Genomic DNA, 15,384 nt, shown 5'->3' with positions numbered 1-15,384 from the left:
GTACACCGTGAAATAAACCCGACGACGACGGTCTCACTCGTGGTGTGTGGGCGCCGCTTCCTCGACGACCGCGCAGGCGAGCGCCTCGAAGTCGGCGCGCTCCGGCACGACGTCGACGGAAATGCCGGCCGTCTCGGCCGTCTCGCGGGTCGGTTCGCCGATGACGCCGACGGTTGCCGACGCCAAGCCCACCAGAGCTTCCTCGCGGACCCCGCGGTCCGCGGCGGCTGCCAGGAAGTTCTCGACGGTCAGCGAGGAGGTGAACAGCGCGGCGTCCAGATCCCCGGCAGCCGCCAGTTCGGCCGATTCACCGGCGTCTTCCGGGCGGACGAGTCGATAGAGCACCGTCTCGTGGACGTACGCGCCGGCCGTTTCGAGGCCGTCGGTCAGGATCGCAGAGCCGTGGTCCGAGCGGGCGACCTCGACACGCGCGCCGCCGATCTCGTCGGCCAGCGACTCGACCAGGCCGGCAGAGGAGAACTCCGCGGGGACGTGGTCGACGGTGTAGCCCGCGTCGTCAAGTGCTGTGGCGGTCGCGTCGCCGATGGCGCACACTGTGGCGCCCGCGGGGTCCCAGCCGGCTTCGGCGGCCAGTTCGACGCCCGTCTTGCTCGTGAGGATCACGTAGTCGGCGTCCGAGCGGGGTTCTTCGTCAGTGGGTTCGACCGCGAGCATCGGGTCCGGGACCGGGTCGGCGCCCAGCGACTCGATCAGTTCGACGGCCTCGCTCGTACGCTCGTCGTCGGGGCGGAAGAAGGCCACGCGCAGTCGCGGTGACTCCCGCATCATTCGCCCTCCAGAAATTCCAGAACCTGCTTGCGCTGGCCGGCGACGTCACCGATGACGGTGATCGCTGGCGGCTCGATCCCCTCGCTGTCACGCACGTCGACGATGGTCGCCAGGGTCCCCGTGGCGACGCGCTGACCGGGCCAGGTCGCCCGTTCGATCAGGGCGACCGGCGTCTCGGGGTCCATGCCGGCCTCGCGGAGCGCGGCGGTGTAGTCGGGCAGTTTCCCGACACCCATCAGGACGACGATGGTTCCGCCGGTCGCGGCCAGTGCCCCCCAGTCGACGGCCGATTCGTCCTTCGTGGGGTCCTCGTGGCCCGTGACGAACGAGACGGAGGAAGCGTGGTCACGATGGGTGACCGGGATACCTGCGACGGCCGGCCCGGCGACGGCACTGGTGATGCCGGGGACGACCTCGAAGGGGACCCCCTCGTTCGCGAGGTGGACCATCTCTTCGCCGCCGCGGCCGAACACCGTCGGGTCGCCGCCCTTGAGGCGGACGACCGTCTTGCCCTCGCGGGCGAGTTCGACCATCCGGGCGTTGGTGTACTCCTGGGGGGTCCACTCGCCACCGGCGCGCTTGCCGACGTCCTCGCGTTTTGCCTCGGGAATCTGGCCGAGGATCTCCGGGCCGGGCAGTTTGTCGTGGAGGACGACGTCGGCCGTCTCCAGCAGACGCTTCGCCTTGACGGTCAGTAGCTCCGGGTCCCCCGGTCCCGAGCCGACGAGATAGACTGTCCCGACCGCATCGTCCCGGTCGCCGGCCGACGTGTCGCTCACGACTCTTCGCCCTCCCGCGCGGTCGCGGCGTCGTCGTCGGCGCCCCCCGCGTCGCGCTTGGCGGCCGCGATGAGGTCGTCCGCGCCCCGGTCGGCCAGTTCTGCCGCGAGGTCCTGTGCCGCCGAGACGTGTGACTGGGCCGGCAGGTCCCGCGAGACGGTGATCTCCTCGTCGCCGTCACGTGAGAGCACCCGGACGGTGGTGTGGACGACCGCGCCCTGCAACTGCGCGTAGACGCCGATGGGAGCGACACAGCCCCCGCCCAGTTCCGCCAGGATCGTCCGCTCGACGGTCGTCTCTGCGCGCGTCTGGGGGTCGTCGAGGCGGTCCTTGATGTCGCGGGCCAGTTCGCCGTCGACGGCGGTCACCGCGAGCGCACCCTGCCCTGGTGCCGGGACGAACCGACCGGGATCCAGCGAGACCGTCTCGATGTGGTGGGACAGTCCGGACCGCTCGATCCCTGCTTCGGCGAGGACGATGGCGTCGTACTCGACGTCGGGGTCCCGTTCCATCGCTCGCCGCTGGAGCTCAGAGAGGCCGTTGAACCACGCCTCGACGTCCTCGTCGTAGGGGAACTCGTAGTCGCTGTCCTCCTCACCCGCGTGTTCCTTGCGTTCCTGTTCGGCCTCGTGGCGCTCCTGGTGTTCTCGCTGGAGTGTCGGCGCGAGCAGTTTCTCGATGCGCGTGTCGACGTTCCCCCGCAGTGGCTCGACGGTAAGGTCGGGGCGCTCGGCCAGCAACTGTGCCCGGCGGCGCAGACTCGACGTCCCGACGGTCGCGCCCTCCGGCAGGTCGGCCAGGTCGTCCCCGGCCGGCGTCACGAGGAGGTCTCCCGGCGGTCCCCGCTCGGGGACGGCGGCGACGACGAGGTCGTCGGGGCGCTCTGTCGGCATGTCCTTCATCGAGTGGACGGCGGCGTCGAGTTCGCCCGAGAGCACCTTCTCGTCGAGGCTGCGGACGAACGCGCCGGTCTTGCCCAGCCGGTGGATGAGTTCGTCCCGGATCTGGTCGCCCGTGGTCTCGACCTCCACGAGATCGACCCCGCGACGCCGACTCGACAGCCGGTCCCGGACCGACGCGGCCTGTCGAAGCGCCAGGTCCGACCCCCGTGTGGCTAGTTGGAGCGTCTCCGTAGTCATGCCCGAACCTTCGACGGGCCTGCGTGAAAAGCACATCACTTCCGGTGTGTGCCAGGCGCGACGTGTCTACAGGTCGACTCGGAGTGTCGCGCCGCCGGTCACCGTCGCAAGCGGCGACACGTCGTCGAGTTCGGCGACGACGGCGACCGGGTTGGCCGCCCGCGGTTCGTCGCCATGACTCGCCGGTGTCGGGCCCCAGAACAGACAGAGCGCCTGTCCCTGTGGCCAGTAGGCCAGTGTGCCGACCGGGACCTCGGTCTGTGTCTCCGCCGGGGTGGCCTCGATAGCCGTTCGGACGTAGAGTTCGTCGCCCCAGCGTGCCGCCTCGCCTTCGACGGGCAGTGCGGCGGCGATCGCGTCTCGCGTGTCCGGGTTCGTGTCCGTCCAGTTCGCCGGCAGTTCGACGTCGTCGACCGCGACGCGCAGGTCACTCATGCCCTGAGATCGAACCGGGAGCGTGAAAACAGCACCGCGGTGCCGGGCGCGCGCCGCGCCAGCCGTGTCGGAACCCGGGGGCTCTGACGGGCATGGTACGTCACAGCGCACCCCGAATACGGACGTCTATATTGCTCTCGATAGAAACCGGTTTTACGCCCTCAAAACCGTTTGTAAAATGTTTGGGTCGATTTCGATCGGTTTCGAAGGTTCGTAAATACCCTCCAAAATGAGGTGAAAGCTCCCGATGAACGGTGAACGGAGTTGAATCGAGACTGACGGTCTGCCCTTTATATGGGGTTGTCCGTGCATGGTCGAGGTACGCGAAGCACCCATGTCCACCGCCGACCCCTCCATCCCACGCCCGCCCGCTGTCGCATCGAGCATCCAGGCACTCCTGGCGACGTTCGTGGAGACGATCGTCGCCGTGTTCCGGGGTGTCGCCTTCTGGGCGACCATCCCGCTCCCGCTGATCATCGCGGGCACGCTCGCGACCAACGTGGTGACGACTGAACCCCTGCTGGTCGCTGGCCTCGTCGTCCTGAACGTCGTGTGTGCCGCGATCGGTCACAACTACTCCCCCAACGCATGAGCATCTGCAAGCCCTCCCCACGAGACCCCGAGCATCGGCTGACGAAGACCGGGCTGTTCTGCCCGACCTGCGACCACGAGAGCCCCCTCGACGGTGACTGGATCGCCGACGATTCGGTCCGTCGCGAGCGGCTTCTCTGTCCTCGCTGTGGCGACGTCGTCGTCGACCAGCCCGATCTCTGACCGCGAGTGGGTGCTCGCTTCGCGGTCCCCGCGGTCCGGAGGAACGGATATTTTAGCCCTGGGACACGTCCATCCGCCAATGAGCGACGCAGACGGCGGTCCCAAGCAGGTTTCGGACCCCGCCTACCACAGCGAGAACCACACGGCGGCACAGACCTGTGGCTGGACGAAGAACGCACTCCGGGGCGAGGGGAAATGTTACAAGTACATCTTCTACGGCATCGAGTCCCACCGCTGTATCCAGATGACGCCCGTGGTCAAGTGCAACGAGCGCTGTGTCTTCTGCTGGCGCGACCACGCCGGCCACGCGTACGAACTGGGCGACGTCGAGTGGGACGACCCAGCGGCGGTCGCCGACGCGTCCATCGAACTCCAGCGGAAGCTGCTCTCGGGCTTCGGCGGGAACGACGAGGTCCCCCGCGAGGTCTTCGAGCAGGCCATGGAACCCCGGCACGTCGCCATCTCGCTGGACGGCGAACCGACGCTGTACCCATATCTGGACGAACTCATCGAGGAGTTCCACGACCGCGATATCACCACGTTCCTCGTCTCGAACGGGACCAACCCGGAGATGCTGGCCCGCTGTGACCCCACGCAACTGTACGTCTCCGTCGACGCGCCGGACCGCCAGACCTTCGATTCGACGGTCAAGGCCGTCGAGGACGACGCCTGGAACTCCCTGATCGAGACGCTGGACGTGCTGGCCGAGAAAGACGACACCCGGACGGTCATCCGGACTACGCTCGTCAAGGGCCACAACATGCACCACCCCGAGTGGTACGCGGCGATGTGTGACCGGGCCGACGCCGACTTCGTCGAACTGAAGGCCTACATGCACGTCGGCCACTCGCGCGGCCGCCTGGACCGGGATTCGATGCCCGAACACGACGAGGTGCTGGAGTTCACCGAACAGGTCGGCGAGTACCTCCCCCACGACGTCATCAAGGAGGTCGAGGAGTCCCGCGTGGCCATGCTCGCCCGCGACCAGAAGACCTGGGTCCCGAAACTGGAGAAGGGAAGCGAGTTCTGGGAGCAGGACGCGTTGGTAGAGTACTGAGTGGTACCGACGACGAGCGGAGCGAGGAGTCGGGTTTTTCGCCCACGTTTTTGCCGCGAGAGGTGTCGAGCGTAGCGAGAGACCCGAGCGGGAAAAAGGTGGTCTCGGGAGCAGGACGCGCTGGTGGAGTATTGAGGACAGCGAACGGAGTGAGCAGCCGGTTTTTCGCCACCGAAAGACTCGCTGTGCTCGTCTCGACGACGGGCCCAGCTATTTGTGCCGACGAGGTGAGACGGGTGACATGAGTGACTACACGGACGTCAGCTACGCCGTGACCGACGGCATCGCGACCATCACCATCGAACGACCCGACGTGTACAACGCCTTCACGCGGACCACCGTCCTCGAACTGAACGACGCCGCCCGGACTGCGGAGGCCGACGCGGGCGTCTATGCGGTGGTGCTGACCGGAGCCGGCGACGGTTTCTGTTCGGGCGCGGACACCACCGAGATGCCCGACTGGGGCGACCAGTCACCCGAGGAGTACGGCGCCTACCTCTGGCTCATCCAGCAGTTCGTCTGGCGACTGCGGACGATGGCGACCCCCTCGATCGCTGCCGTGAACGGCCCCGCTATCGGCGCTGGCTGTGACTTCGCGCTTGCCTGTGATCTACGCGTCGTCGGCGACGAGGGCGTCATGCGCGAGGGGTTCGTCGATGTCGGCCTCGTGCCGGGTGACGGCGGCGCATGGCTGTTGCCCCGACTCGTCGGTGAATCCAGAGCCCGCGAGTACCTCCTGACGGGCCGTGACATCACGCCCGCAGAGGCCGTGGACATCGGGCTGGCCGTCGAGCGCGCCGCGGACGCACTCACCGCGGCCGGCGACCTCGCCGCCGAGATCCGGGACAAGCCGGCGACGGCGGTCCAGCACACGAACCGCCTCGTCGACCCCCAGCAGAGCTTCGCGGAGTACTGTCGGCGAGCGTCGGAGTACCAGTGGGACTGCGTGGTCGACGACGAACACAAGGAAGCGGTCGCGGCGTTCAACGAGGGGCGAGAACCCGACTTCGACCGCGCGTACGACTGATACTGGTGGCTGTAACTGAGACACGATAGTCGCCACCCCGTGGTGGCGAAATTCTTGAACGACGTACAGCCGACAGTATGAAACCGAGCGCGGCTACCGCTCCGAGACGGCTGGGAGACCGTCCTCTTTCAGCGCCCGCGCGACGGTGTTCAACTGCATCTCGTCGGTGCCGGCGGCGATGCGCCGGCCCCGAGCCAGCCGGTAGAGGTACTCCAGCGGGTGGCCCTGCTGGTAGGCCCGCGCACCGACTATCTGGACAGCCTCGCTGACGACCTGTTCGACCATCCGCGAGCAGTGGAGCTTCGCGGTCGACGTGTGCAGGCGGGACGGCGGTCGGTCACGCCCCGCCGCGCCCGCAGCGGACTGGTACACCAGCGCTGCGGCCGTCTCGACCAGTCGGTACATCTCCGCGAGTTTCCACTCGATGCCCTGGAAGTCGCCGATCGGCTGGCCGAACTGCTCGCGCTCGCTCGCGTACGCCAGCGCCCGTTCCAGCGCTGCCTCGGCCCACGCCACCGTCAGGGCCGAACTGCCCAGTCGCTCCCAGTTGAGCGCGACCAGCTGTTCCGTGAACGCGTCGTCGCCCCGCGTGAGGACGTGGCTCTCCGGGACGACCACGTCGTCGATGGTGAAGTGCGTCTGGGCGTAGCCGGCCATGTTCGTGTACACGTCCTGGATTTCGACGCCGGGGTCGTCGTAGGGAATGACCACCGAGCCAAGCCCGTCCGGAAACCGGACCCACGTCACCGCGGCGTCGCCGAAGGGGACGCCGCCGACCCACGTCTTCTCGCCGTTGCAGACGAGCTGACCGTCCGTCTCGGTGACCTCGGTCGTCATGGACGCCACGTCGGACCCGGCGTCGGGTTCCGAGATGGCGATGGAGACGAAACTCTCGCCCGCCGTCACGGCCGGGAGGTACGCCTCCTTGATCGCCTCGGACCCGAACAGGTCGATAGCGCGGGGCCCGACCACGCTCTGCATGTAGGTGAACCACCCCGTGTCTGGGCACTCGCGACCGACCACCTCGGTCAGGAGCAGCGCGGCGACGTCCGAGCGGCCCTGGCCGCCGTACGCCTCGGATATCGACGGACAGTAGAGGTCCGCCTCGGCCAGTCGGCGAAGGTTGGCCCACGGTGGATCGCCGCCCCACGTGTAGGCGTCGTCGGCGAACTCGGCGGCGACGGCTTCGGCGCGCCGGGCGAACGCCCGCTCCTCGGCTGAAAGCGTTCCCATCCGACACGCTTCGACGGCAGCGACTGTAAAACGGGTGGCCGGAGGTGCCGGACGACGCCGCGGCCCACGGGCCGCCATCGTCCCGAGTCCGTGTTTCTCCCCGAGGACTGTTCCGGGGTGGAATCGGAACCACGGACTCCAGCACGGCCGCTGCCGCGCCGACTATCCCGGTCCGCTGCATGATAGCAGAGGTGGAGTCAGGGATAGTCAATTCCTGACGATTCGAACTCCTCCCGAGTCCGGGTTTTTCAATCCCCGTACACCTTCGGGAGAACGTTCATAGCCGCCAACCACCAAATGTCGAATGCGTCGGTCGAGCCGACAACTCTCTCTTGGTTTGTCACTGTTCCACATGTGGGATGCATCTCACGTTCGGTATGCTTATCCGCCAGTGGTCCGTACGCCGAGATATGGCTGAATCTACGGGGCAGACCGTCGGCCGGGACGCCCTGGCGACGCTGAAGGTGCTCGCCCTGGACGGGGCGCTGGACGGGCCGACGAAGGTCTCCTGTGCGGCCCTGGCCGAGCGCCTGGACGCGTCGAACCAGACGGCGTCCCGACGGCTGCAGGGGCTGGAGGACGCGGGGATGGTCGAGCGGACCATCGCCAGCGACGGGCAGGACGTCGAGATCACCGACGCGGGCGCCCGGCGGCTCCAGTCGGAGTACGCCGACTACCGACAGATCTTCGAGAACGACTCCAGCGTCGACCTGACCGGGACCGTCACCTCCGGGATGGGCGAGGGGCGACACTACATCACCCTGCCGGGCTACATGAAGCAGTTCATCGACCGCCTGGGCTACGAACCGTTCGCCGGGACGCTCAACGTCGAACTCGTCGAGGAGAGCGTCCGCAAACGGGCGCGACTCAGCGGCGTCGAACCCATCACCATCGAGGGCTGGGAGGACGACGAGCGGACCTACGGGCCGGCCTACTGTTATCCGGCCTCCGTCGAGAGCGGCGACGGCGAGTACGAACCTGCCCACATCATCGCACCCGAACGGACCCACCACGGCGAGGAGCAACTGGAGATCATCGCGCCGGAGAAACTGCGCGACGTGCTCGGGCTGGCCGACGGCGACGAGGTGATCGCACATGTCTCGGAGTGAGACCGACAGCGCCGCCGAGGCCGACGGCGTGACCGACGCCATCACCGCCTTCGGCCGTGGCGAACCCGTCCTGATCCACGACGCCGCCGACCGCGAGGGCGAGACCGACCTCGTCTATCCGGCCGGCGCGGTCTCCCCCGAGGCCGTCGCCCGCATGCGCAACGACGCCGGCGGGCTCGTCTGTGTGGCGCTCTCGGATGCCGTGGCCGAGCGGCTTGACCTCCCGTTCATGCAGGAGGCGCTGGACCACCCCACGTCGGCCGAGCACGATCTGGCCTACGACGAGCGGTCGTCGTTCTCGCTGACGGTCAACCACCGCGACACCTTCACGGGTATCACCGACGAGGACCGCTCGCTGACCATCCGGGAACTGGCCGCGGTGGCCGCGGAGCCAGACCCGGCGGCCTTCGCCGAGCAGTTCCGCGCACCCGGACACGTCCACCTCCTGCGGGCCGCGCCGGGGCTCCTCTCCGATCGGATGGGCCACACCGAACTCGGGATCGCGCTGGCGGCGGCCGCCGACCAGCCACCGGCCGTCGTCGTCTGTGAGATGCTCGACGACGAGACTGGCGCGGCGCTCCCGCCGGCGGCCGCGCGGGCCTACGCCGACCGCGAGGGACTGACCTACGTCGAGGGCGCGAGTCTGGTCGACCACCTGAGCTGAATCGCCCGTTCGGGGCCGCTCTTGCGGACCGTGGTACCGACACCCGTGAACCGTCAACACTCTTAAGCGGGGACTTCATTGGGGTAGATATGACGCGCGACGAGACGCTCGCAGACAGCGCTTGCGGCGACACACGATGTATCGCGACGGGGTGGGGCCGATGAGCGACCGGCCCGAGATGTTCGAGGGGGTCGACACCGTCTGGATGGACGGGGAGTTCGTCGACTTCGAGGACGCACAGGTCCACGTGCTCACCCACGCGCTCCACTACGGGACCGGCGTCTTCGAGGGCGTGCGGTGTTACGACACCGACCACGGCCCGGCCATCTTCCGCTGGGAGGAACACCTCGAACGGCTCTACGATTCCGGTCGCGTCTACGACATCGACATCCCCTTCGAACGGGAGGAACTGACCGAGGCGACCGAGGAACTCATCCGCCGGGAGGACCTGGACTCCTGTTACATCCGGCCGATCGCCTTCTACGGCTACGGTCCGCTGGGCCTCAACCCACAGAAGTCGCCGGTCAAGACCGCCATCGGCGTCTGGCCGTGGGGTGCGTATCTGGGCGAGGAGGCCCTCGAAGAGGGCGTCGATGTCGCTATCTCCTCGTGGCGCAAGTACTCCTCCAGCCAGATTCCGACCAACGCCAAGACGACCGGGACATACGTCAACAGCGTGCTGGCCTCGCTGGAGGCAAAGCGCAACGACTACACCGAGGCCATCGTCCTGAACAAGGAGGGCAACGTCGCCGAGGGCCCCGGCGAGAACATCTTCCTGGTGCGAGACGGCGAGATCTACACGACCGGCCTGGCCGAGTCGATCCTCGACGGGATCACCCGCCAGACCGCCATCACGCTGGCCGAGGAGATGGGGTACACCGTCCACGACGACGCGACTATCTCGCGTGGCGAACTCTACACCGCCGACGAACTGTTCTTTACGGGTACGGCCGCGGAAGTCACGCCCATCCGCAGCGTCGACGACAACGTCATCGGCGAGGGGACGAAGGGCCCGGTCACCGACGACATCCAGACGGCCTTCTTCGATCTGGTGGAGTCGGGCGACCGCGAGGAGTGGTTCCGGTACGTCTGAGCGGCACTCGTCGAGAGTATCAGTCGTCGTCTTCGAGCATCGAGATGGCGGTCTTGGCGTCTTTCTCGTTGGTATCGCCGAAGCCAGCACTGAGGATGCGGGTGAGCGCGTCCTCGACGCGTTCGTCGGTCGGTTCGTAGTCGGCCGGATCGACCTCGATGACGAAACCGGTCGTGATGTTCGGAGCGGTCGGCAGGAAGAGCACTTCGCGGCCGTCGTCGGTCGTCTTCCCGGTCTTGAACGCCGTCATCCGCATCCCCTCCCAGACTTCGAGTTTCACCGGTTTCTGGAGGTCTTCGGTGCCGCCCACGGCCGTCTCGATGGCCATCTTCGAGGCGTTGTAGACCACGCGGAGGCCCGGCACCTGGTTCATCAGGTCGTCGAGGACGGCTTCGAGGATGTCGCCGACGGCGGTCCGCATCAGGTAGCCCGTCGAGAAGACGATCAGGATGAAGATGACCAGCGCCGTCGTCACGCGGGCGAGTTCGAGGATGGTCTCGTTGTTGGCCGTCTGGCTGCTCAGTCCGAGCGACAGGAGCAGTTCCGAGTTGATCGCCGGGATGACCGCCGCGGACGCGAGGATGCCGTAGAGATAGAGGATGACGTAGGTGGTCACCAGGAAGGGAAGGAGGACGATGAGCCCGCTCGCGAAGTCGCGCTTCCACGACGAGGACGAGACCATATGTCCACCAGTGGACCCTGGGATATCAGCCCTTCCCTTTTTGTTCCAGGGCGGATCGGGGTGTTGCAAACCGTCCCGCAGTCGGTTCTCAACTCCCGGCGATGGCCCGGAGTGCGAACAGCGCGTTCTCCTTGCGCTCCATGACGCGCCGCCAGAAGTACGAGGGCCAGCGCCCGCCGTAGGGGACGTACTGCCAGACGTCGACCGAGTCGGCCAGTTCGAACTGGTCGTCGGTCCGGACGCCCATCAGCATCTGGATCTCGTAAGGGGTGCCGTATCTCGTGTGTAGATCGGCCGCAAGCGTCAGCATCCGGGGGTCGTGACTGCCGACGGCGATGCCATCGTCGAACTGCTCGAACATGTACCGCAGACAGTCCTCGTAGGCCTCGTTGACCTGCTCGCGACCCTGATAGGCGACGTCTCTGGGCGGGTCGTAGGCGCCCTTGACCAGTCGGACCTTCCCAGGCAGATCCGCCAGTCGCGCCAGATCCTCGCGGGTCCGCCGGAGGTTCGCCTGCACGCAGACGCCGACGCCGCCCTGTTCCCGTGCGTGGTGTTCGAAGGCGTCCAGCGTCGCGTCGGTCGTCGTGTGGTCCTCCATGTCGATCCAGACGAACACGCCGGCCTCGGCAGCGGCCGTGACGACCCGTCCGAGGTTCGCCCGGAAGACGCCGTCGTCGACGTACAGGCCCAGCTGTGAGGGTTTCACCGAGACGCAGGCACGGAGGTCGCTGTCCCCGATGTCGGCGACGAGGCGTTCGTAGGCCTCGGCGTCGGCCGTCGCCCGCTCTCTCGTGTGGTAGTGTTCGCCGAGCCTGTTACAGATGGCGCCGACGTTGCCCTGGTTGAGCTGCCGGGCGTGTTCGAGCACCTCGGCGTCGGTCTCGCCGGCGATAAATCGGTTCGCGACTGGCGGAAGCATGGGTAAATATTGCCGCTCACTCGGCATGAACGTTGTCCCCAGCTACCGAGTGGCCGTCCCGACGACGAAGCTCTCGTAGCAGTTAACAACGGGGCGCGAGAGCGCCCGGACATGGACCTCGTCGGAATCGTCGTGACGGCGCTGTGGGCGATGGGCCCGGCCTACATCCCCAACAACGCGGCCGTACTCGCCGGTGGTGGCCGCCCCATCGACGGCGGCCGGACGATGGGCGGAAGCCGGCTGCTGGGCGACGGCAAGACCTGGCGTGGCACCGCCGCCGGGACGCTCGCCGGCACGGCGCTGGCGCTGGCGATGAACGCGCTGGCGTCGACAGTGGGCGGCCTGCTCGGCTACTCACTCCCCCAGTTCCCCGTCCTCGCCGGCTTCGGGCTGGCACTCGGTGCGATGCTGGGGGACATCGGCGCGTCGTTTATCAAACGCCGGAGTGGGCGGGAACGCGGCGCCGCCTTCCCCGGACTCGATCAACTGGACTTCGTCGTCGGCGCCCTGCTCGTCGCGCTGGTCCTCGCACCGGGGTGGTTCCTGGCGACGTTCACGCGGCCGGTCCTCGTGGCGATCCTCGTCGTGACGCCGCTGCTCCACGTCGGGACCAACGGCATCGCGTATCTGCTCGGACTGAAGAACGAACCGTGGTGACCGGTCACCCGTCGGCCACGGTCGGCGTCTCCGTTCCCGGAACTGTCGGGCTCTCGGTCGACGAGGCGATCGTCTGCTCGACGTAGTCCATTCCCCCCGGACCCGGATACTGGAGCGTGAAGGTCCGGCCGCCGTGGTTCTCGAAGTACAGGACCACCTTTCCCGGACGACCGCTGTAGTGGTTCGATTTGCCCGCCGGGACCGCGAACGAGACCAGGCCACCGCCGCTGTACCCCTCGAAGGAGACGCGGCCGAGGAACTGCCCGTCCCGGCCGCCGTCGTTCCTGACGGTCAGCTCGACGACGCGCTCGCCGTCACGAACCACGCTCCCGAACGACGTGACACGGAAGGCGGGCGTCGCGGCGAGGTCCTCTAGGACGCCGTCGGAGAGCGTCCAGTCGACGGCGGTTGCCGTGTCGGGACGCCAGCGGACGGCTGCCGTGTCGTGGTCGCCGACCGGGAACGGCACGCCGAACGCGCCGCGCTCGGTGGTCGACCGTGGTTCGCTCTCCCGGCCGCCGCTGCCGTCGACAGCGTAGCCGAACCGTTCGTCGAGTCGTTTCGCCGGCTCCCCGTCGATGCGTACGTCGACGACGACCCACTGGCCCACGTCGGTCGTCAGCGGCAAAACGTGTGCGCCGGCGACCGGAATCGCGTACCTGACGCGGGGGTTCGAGAGGGTGACGCTGACGCCGTCGACGGTGATGGTCTCACCCATCGTGGCGCGACGGGTGTCGATGGACGGGGTCGGAGAGGGTGTCGGTCCGTCCGTCGCGGTGTGGGACGGCTCGCCACCCGGTGGCTGTGACACACAGCCGCCGAGCGAACCGATGCTGGTACCGATCAGGGCGAGGTAGTGACGTCGGTTCACAGCCGGTGGTTCCGGGGCGGACGGAAAGTGTCTTCTGGACCACATAATCACTCGATCGGGGCGGCGTCGCTCGCTTCGCAGGGAGATGGGAAGGTTCGTTAGCGTCCACGCCGAACCGCCGGCCATGGAGCAACGCAAGCCGCCGGCGACAGAGGAGGGCTGGTACGTCCTGCACGACTGTCGCAGTATCGACTGGGACGCGTGGCGCGAGGCCCCCCAGCGGGTCCGGGACCGCGCGCTCTCGGAGGGGATCGAGTTCCTGTCGGCCTACGAGGGTATCGAAGATGCCGACGAGGGCCAGACGGCCGTCTACACCGTGATGGGCCACAAGGCCGACATCATGATCCTCCACCTGCGCCCGACGATGGGGGATCTGGACGCCGCCGAACGCCACTTCGAGCAGACGGAGTTCGCAGCCTTCACCGAACAGGAGTTCTCCTATGTCTCGGTCACCGAAGCCTCGGGCTACACCGAGAAGTCCCGCGACTACTTCGAGGGCGAAGTCGACGACGACTCCGGCCTGGCCCAGTACATCCAGGCACGGCTCCACCCCGACGTTCCCGACGAGGAGTTCGTCTGTTTCTACCCGATGAGCAAGCGCCGCCAGCCCGACCAGAACTGGTACGACACGGCCTTCGAGGAGCGGGCGGCCCACATCAAGCGCCACGGCGATATCGGCCGGAGCCACGGCAGCAACGTCAACCAGATGATCTGTGGCTCCATCGGCTTCGACGACTGGGAGTGGGGGATCACGCTCTGGAGCGAGGATATGACCTCCATCAAGGACCTGCTGACGGAGATGCGCTTCGACCCCTCGACCTCGCAGTTCGCGGAGTTCGGCCCCTTCTACGTCGGCCGGAAGTTCGACCCCGCGGACCTCCCGGCGGTGCTCGCCGGCCAGCGGGTCCCGACCGACCAGACGCCCCCACACGCCGCACAGACCGAGACCGAGGCCCACGCCGGCCACGACCACGGTGCGGGCGCCCACGCCGACGACGGCGGCCACGCTGGCGATGCCGACGCACACGCCAGCGCGCATCCGGGCAGCGCGAGCGAAGGGGACCACCCCCACGGCGAGGCGGCCGACGACGCCGACCACCCGACGAGCGAGCACGGGGACCACCCGACGAGTGACGACGGGTCCGACGACGGCGGCCACGGCGGCGGTCGCCCGGACGTCTCGGGGGACTACGAGGTCGTTGCGGACGCCGTCCAGCGCGTCGGTCGCCTGGGCATCTACGAGGGTGAGACCTACGACGCCGGCGACTTCGCGCTGATCTTCCACTCCAGTGCCGACGCCGAGGACATCGTCGACGACGTCGAGGACCTCTCGGAGAGCTTCGACCACTACGACCGCCACGTGACGACGACGGTGCGGGCCCAGAGCGGTCAGACCTTCGTCGTGAGCATCTGGACGGCCGAGGAGGCCGCCGAGACTGCCGCCGGATTCCTCAGCGACCTCGACGGCATCGAACAGCAGTTCGGCGGCCAGCTCGGTGAAGGTGACGACGAAGAGGACGACCGGACCGCCGCCTCTTCGGAGTCCATCCGCGAGCAACTCGACGCCGAGGGCGTCTACGCCGGTCAGCCACACGGCGAGGACGTCTACGCGCTGGTCGTCTACTCGGAGGCCGACCCCGAGGAACTGGCTGAGGAGGTGGGCGACCTCCGGAACGCGTTCGACCGGTACGACACACACGTCCGGACCAGCATCTACCGGGACGACGACTCCGGGACGACCGCTGTCGCCTCACTGTGGGACACCGAGGAGGCCGCCCAGACGGCCAGTGATTACCTCACCGACCTTCCCGAGGTCGTCCGTCGACAGGGTGAGAGCGACGGCTTCGGCACGATGGGGATGTTCTACACCGTCAAACCCGAACACCGAACCGACTTCGTCGAGAAGTTCGACACTGTCGGCGGCCTCCTGGCTGATATGGACGGCCACCGCGAGACGGCACTGTTGGCCAACTACGACGACGAGAACGACATGTTCATCGCCAGCCAGTGGGACAGCAAGGCGGACGCGATGGCGTTCTTCCGGTCCGACGCCTTCTCGGACACCGTCGACTGGGGACGAGACGTGCTGGCGGACCGACCGCGGCACGTGTTCTTGGCGTAGTGGCTGGCCGAAGGGAGTGAGGCCGCTTTTT

The 15,384-nt window shown here is 67.6% G+C and carries 17 protein-coding genes; 9 read left to right on the top strand and 8 right to left on the bottom strand.

Features of this window, described 5'->3' with window-relative positions; translation table 11 throughout:
• Positions 1 to 33 precede the first annotated feature (33 nt).
• The 4 genes from Hhyl2_RS10350 to Hhyl2_RS10335 all read right to left on the bottom strand — a co-directional run bounded on the left by Hhyl2_RS10350 (position 34) and on the right by Hhyl2_RS10335 (position 3,142).
• A complete protein-coding gene (locus Hhyl2_RS10350) occupies positions 34 to 786 on the bottom strand; it encodes a uroporphyrinogen-III synthase (RefSeq protein WP_483550699.1) in 753 nt (250 codons plus the stop codon).
• Entirely contained in the window at positions 786 to 1,568 is a 783-nt protein-coding gene (cobA, locus tag Hhyl2_RS10345; protein ID WP_483550698.1) for a uroporphyrinogen-III C-methyltransferase, read from the bottom strand. The genes Hhyl2_RS10350 and cobA overlap by 1 nt, the downstream gene beginning before the upstream one ends.
• Entirely contained in the window at positions 1,565 to 2,707 is a 1,143-nt protein-coding gene (gene hemC / locus Hhyl2_RS10340) for a hydroxymethylbilane synthase (protein ID WP_483550697.1), read from the bottom strand. The genes cobA and hemC overlap by 4 nt, the downstream gene beginning before the upstream one ends.
• A gap of 66 nt (positions 2,708 to 2,773) precedes the next feature.
• A complete protein-coding gene (locus Hhyl2_RS10335) occupies positions 2,774 to 3,142 on the bottom strand; it encodes a cyclophilin-like family protein (RefSeq protein ID WP_483550696.1) in 369 nt (122 codons plus the stop codon).
• 310 nt (positions 3,143 to 3,452) lie between these two features.
• Here Hhyl2_RS10335 and Hhyl2_RS10330 point away from each other — a divergent pair, with 310 nt between their 5' ends.
• From Hhyl2_RS10330 to Hhyl2_RS10315, 4 genes are all read left to right on the top strand, one after another.
• The gene (locus Hhyl2_RS10330) at positions 3,453 to 3,734 is read left to right on the top strand and encodes a DUF8028 family protein (protein ID WP_483550695.1); all 282 of its coding nucleotides are present in this window, start codon (positions 3,453 to 3,455) and stop codon (positions 3,732 to 3,734) included.
• Positions 3,731 to 3,916, top strand: coding sequence for a DUF8106 domain-containing protein (locus tag Hhyl2_RS10325; RefSeq protein WP_483550694.1), 186 nt, complete (start codon positions 3,731 to 3,733; stop codon positions 3,914 to 3,916). Before Hhyl2_RS10330 ends, Hhyl2_RS10325 begins: the two co-directional genes overlap by 4 nt.
• A 79-nt stretch (positions 3,917 to 3,995) precedes the next feature.
• A complete protein-coding gene (gene twy1, locus Hhyl2_RS10320; RefSeq protein WP_483550693.1) occupies positions 3,996 to 4,973 on the top strand; it encodes a 4-demethylwyosine synthase TYW1 in 978 nt (325 codons plus the stop codon).
• A 241-nt stretch (positions 4,974 to 5,214) separates the two neighbouring features.
• Positions 5,215 to 6,000 (top strand): enoyl-CoA hydratase/isomerase family protein, encoded by a 786-nt coding sequence (locus Hhyl2_RS10315; protein WP_483550692.1) that lies wholly within the window; start codon positions 5,215 to 5,217, stop codon positions 5,998 to 6,000.
• 93 nt (positions 6,001 to 6,093) lie between these two features.
• On the opposite strand, the gene Hhyl2_RS10310 is transcribed toward Hhyl2_RS10315, so the two are convergent.
• Positions 6,094 to 7,233, bottom strand: coding sequence for an acyl-CoA dehydrogenase family protein (locus tag Hhyl2_RS10310; protein ID WP_483550691.1), 1,140 nt, complete (start codon positions 7,231 to 7,233; stop codon positions 6,094 to 6,096).
• Between the two features lie 410 nt (positions 7,234 to 7,643).
• Between Hhyl2_RS10310 and Hhyl2_RS10305 the strand changes: the two genes are divergently transcribed.
• From Hhyl2_RS10305 to Hhyl2_RS10295, 3 genes are all read left to right on the top strand, one after another.
• Positions 7,644 to 8,342, top strand: coding sequence for a DUF120 domain-containing protein (locus Hhyl2_RS10305; protein WP_483550690.1), 699 nt, complete (start codon positions 7,644 to 7,646; stop codon positions 8,340 to 8,342).
• Positions 8,329 to 9,006 carry a 3,4-dihydroxy-2-butanone-4-phosphate synthase gene (gene ribB, locus Hhyl2_RS10300; RefSeq protein WP_483550689.1) on the top strand — a complete coding sequence of 226 codons (678 nt, stop codon included), beginning with the start codon at positions 8,329 to 8,331 and terminating at the stop codon, positions 9,004 to 9,006. The genes Hhyl2_RS10305 and ribB overlap by 14 nt, the downstream gene beginning before the upstream one ends.
• A gap of 160 nt (positions 9,007 to 9,166) precedes the next feature.
• Positions 9,167 to 10,099 (top strand): branched-chain amino acid transaminase, encoded by a 933-nt coding sequence (locus Hhyl2_RS10295; RefSeq protein ID WP_483550688.1) that lies wholly within the window; start codon positions 9,167 to 9,169, stop codon positions 10,097 to 10,099.
• 19 nt (positions 10,100 to 10,118) lie between these two features.
• Here the strand turns inward: Hhyl2_RS10295 and Hhyl2_RS10290 are convergent, their stop codons facing one another.
• Entirely contained in the window at positions 10,119 to 10,781 is a 663-nt protein-coding gene (locus Hhyl2_RS10290) for a DUF502 domain-containing protein (protein ID WP_483550687.1), read from the bottom strand.
• An 88-nt stretch (positions 10,782 to 10,869) separates the two neighbouring features.
• The gene (locus tag Hhyl2_RS10285; protein ID WP_483550686.1) at positions 10,870 to 11,703 is read right to left on the bottom strand and encodes a proline dehydrogenase family protein; all 834 of its coding nucleotides are present in this window, start codon (positions 11,701 to 11,703) and stop codon (positions 10,870 to 10,872) included.
• A gap of 111 nt (positions 11,704 to 11,814) precedes the next feature.
• On the opposite strand from Hhyl2_RS10285, the gene Hhyl2_RS10280 reads away from it, so the two are divergent.
• Positions 11,815 to 12,360 carry a CDP-2,3-bis-(O-geranylgeranyl)-sn-glycerol synthase gene (locus tag Hhyl2_RS10280; RefSeq protein ID WP_483550685.1) on the top strand — a complete coding sequence of 182 codons (546 nt, stop codon included), beginning with the start codon at positions 11,815 to 11,817 and terminating at the stop codon, positions 12,358 to 12,360.
• 4 nt (positions 12,361 to 12,364) lie between these two features.
• Here Hhyl2_RS10280 and Hhyl2_RS10275 read toward each other — a convergent pair whose 3' ends face one another.
• Complete coding sequence (locus tag Hhyl2_RS10275) at positions 12,365 to 13,231, bottom strand: hypothetical protein (RefSeq protein ID WP_483550684.1); 867 nt, start codon at positions 13,229 to 13,231, stop codon at positions 12,365 to 12,367.
• A gap of 124 nt (positions 13,232 to 13,355) precedes the next feature.
• Here Hhyl2_RS10275 and Hhyl2_RS10270 point away from each other — a divergent pair, with 124 nt between their 5' ends.
• On the top strand, positions 13,356 to 15,353 hold the full coding sequence (locus Hhyl2_RS10270) for a heme-binding protein (protein WP_483552021.1): 1,998 nt from the start codon (positions 13,356 to 13,358) through the stop codon (positions 15,351 to 15,353).
• The last annotated feature ends 31 nt before the right edge of the window (positions 15,354 to 15,384 follow it).

The sequence above is a fragment of the Haloarcula sp. H-hyl2 genome (assembly GCF_056934385.1).
Note: the sequence above shows the minus strand (reverse complement) of the source record. Positions and strands in the feature narration are given on the sequence as shown.

What these genes read in the sequence shown, in the direction of transcription:
- Hhyl2_RS10350 (WP_483550699.1), bottom strand. Translation starts at nt 786, where the DNA reads ATGCGGGAGTCACCGCGACTGCGCGTGGCCTTCTTCCGCCCCGACGAC.
- hemC (WP_483550697.1), bottom strand. Translation starts at nt 2,707, where the DNA reads ATGACTACGGAGACGCTCCAACTAGCCACACGGGGGTCGGACCTGGCG.
- Hhyl2_RS10335 (WP_483550696.1), bottom strand. Translation starts at nt 3,142, where the DNA reads ATGAGTGACCTGCGCGTCGCGGTCGACGACGTCGAACTGCCGGCGAAC.
- Hhyl2_RS10330 (WP_483550695.1), top strand. Translation starts at nt 3,453, where the DNA reads ATGGTCGAGGTACGCGAAGCACCCATGTCCACCGCCGACCCCTCCATC.
- Hhyl2_RS10325 (WP_483550694.1), top strand. Translation starts at nt 3,731, where the DNA reads ATGAGCATCTGCAAGCCCTCCCCACGAGACCCCGAGCATCGGCTGACG.
- twy1 (WP_483550693.1), top strand. Translation starts at nt 3,996, where the DNA reads ATGAGCGACGCAGACGGCGGTCCCAAGCAGGTTTCGGACCCCGCCTAC.
- Hhyl2_RS10315 (WP_483550692.1), top strand. Translation starts at nt 5,215, where the DNA reads ATGAGTGACTACACGGACGTCAGCTACGCCGTGACCGACGGCATCGCG.
- Hhyl2_RS10310 (WP_483550691.1), bottom strand. Translation starts at nt 7,233, where the DNA reads ATGGGAACGCTTTCAGCCGAGGAGCGGGCGTTCGCCCGGCGCGCCGAA.
- Hhyl2_RS10305 (WP_483550690.1), top strand. Translation starts at nt 7,644, where the DNA reads ATGGCTGAATCTACGGGGCAGACCGTCGGCCGGGACGCCCTGGCGACG.
- ribB (WP_483550689.1), top strand. Translation starts at nt 8,329, where the DNA reads ATGTCTCGGAGTGAGACCGACAGCGCCGCCGAGGCCGACGGCGTGACC.
- Hhyl2_RS10295 (WP_483550688.1), top strand. Translation starts at nt 9,167, where the DNA reads ATGAGCGACCGGCCCGAGATGTTCGAGGGGGTCGACACCGTCTGGATG.
- Hhyl2_RS10290 (WP_483550687.1), bottom strand. Translation starts at nt 10,781, where the DNA reads ATGGTCTCGTCCTCGTCGTGGAAGCGCGACTTCGCGAGCGGGCTCATC.
- Hhyl2_RS10285 (WP_483550686.1), bottom strand. Translation starts at nt 11,703, where the DNA reads ATGCTTCCGCCAGTCGCGAACCGATTTATCGCCGGCGAGACCGACGCC.
- Hhyl2_RS10280 (WP_483550685.1), top strand. Translation starts at nt 11,815, where the DNA reads ATGGACCTCGTCGGAATCGTCGTGACGGCGCTGTGGGCGATGGGCCCG.
- Hhyl2_RS10270 (WP_483552021.1), top strand. Translation starts at nt 13,356, where the DNA reads ATGGAGCAACGCAAGCCGCCGGCGACAGAGGAGGGCTGGTACGTCCTG.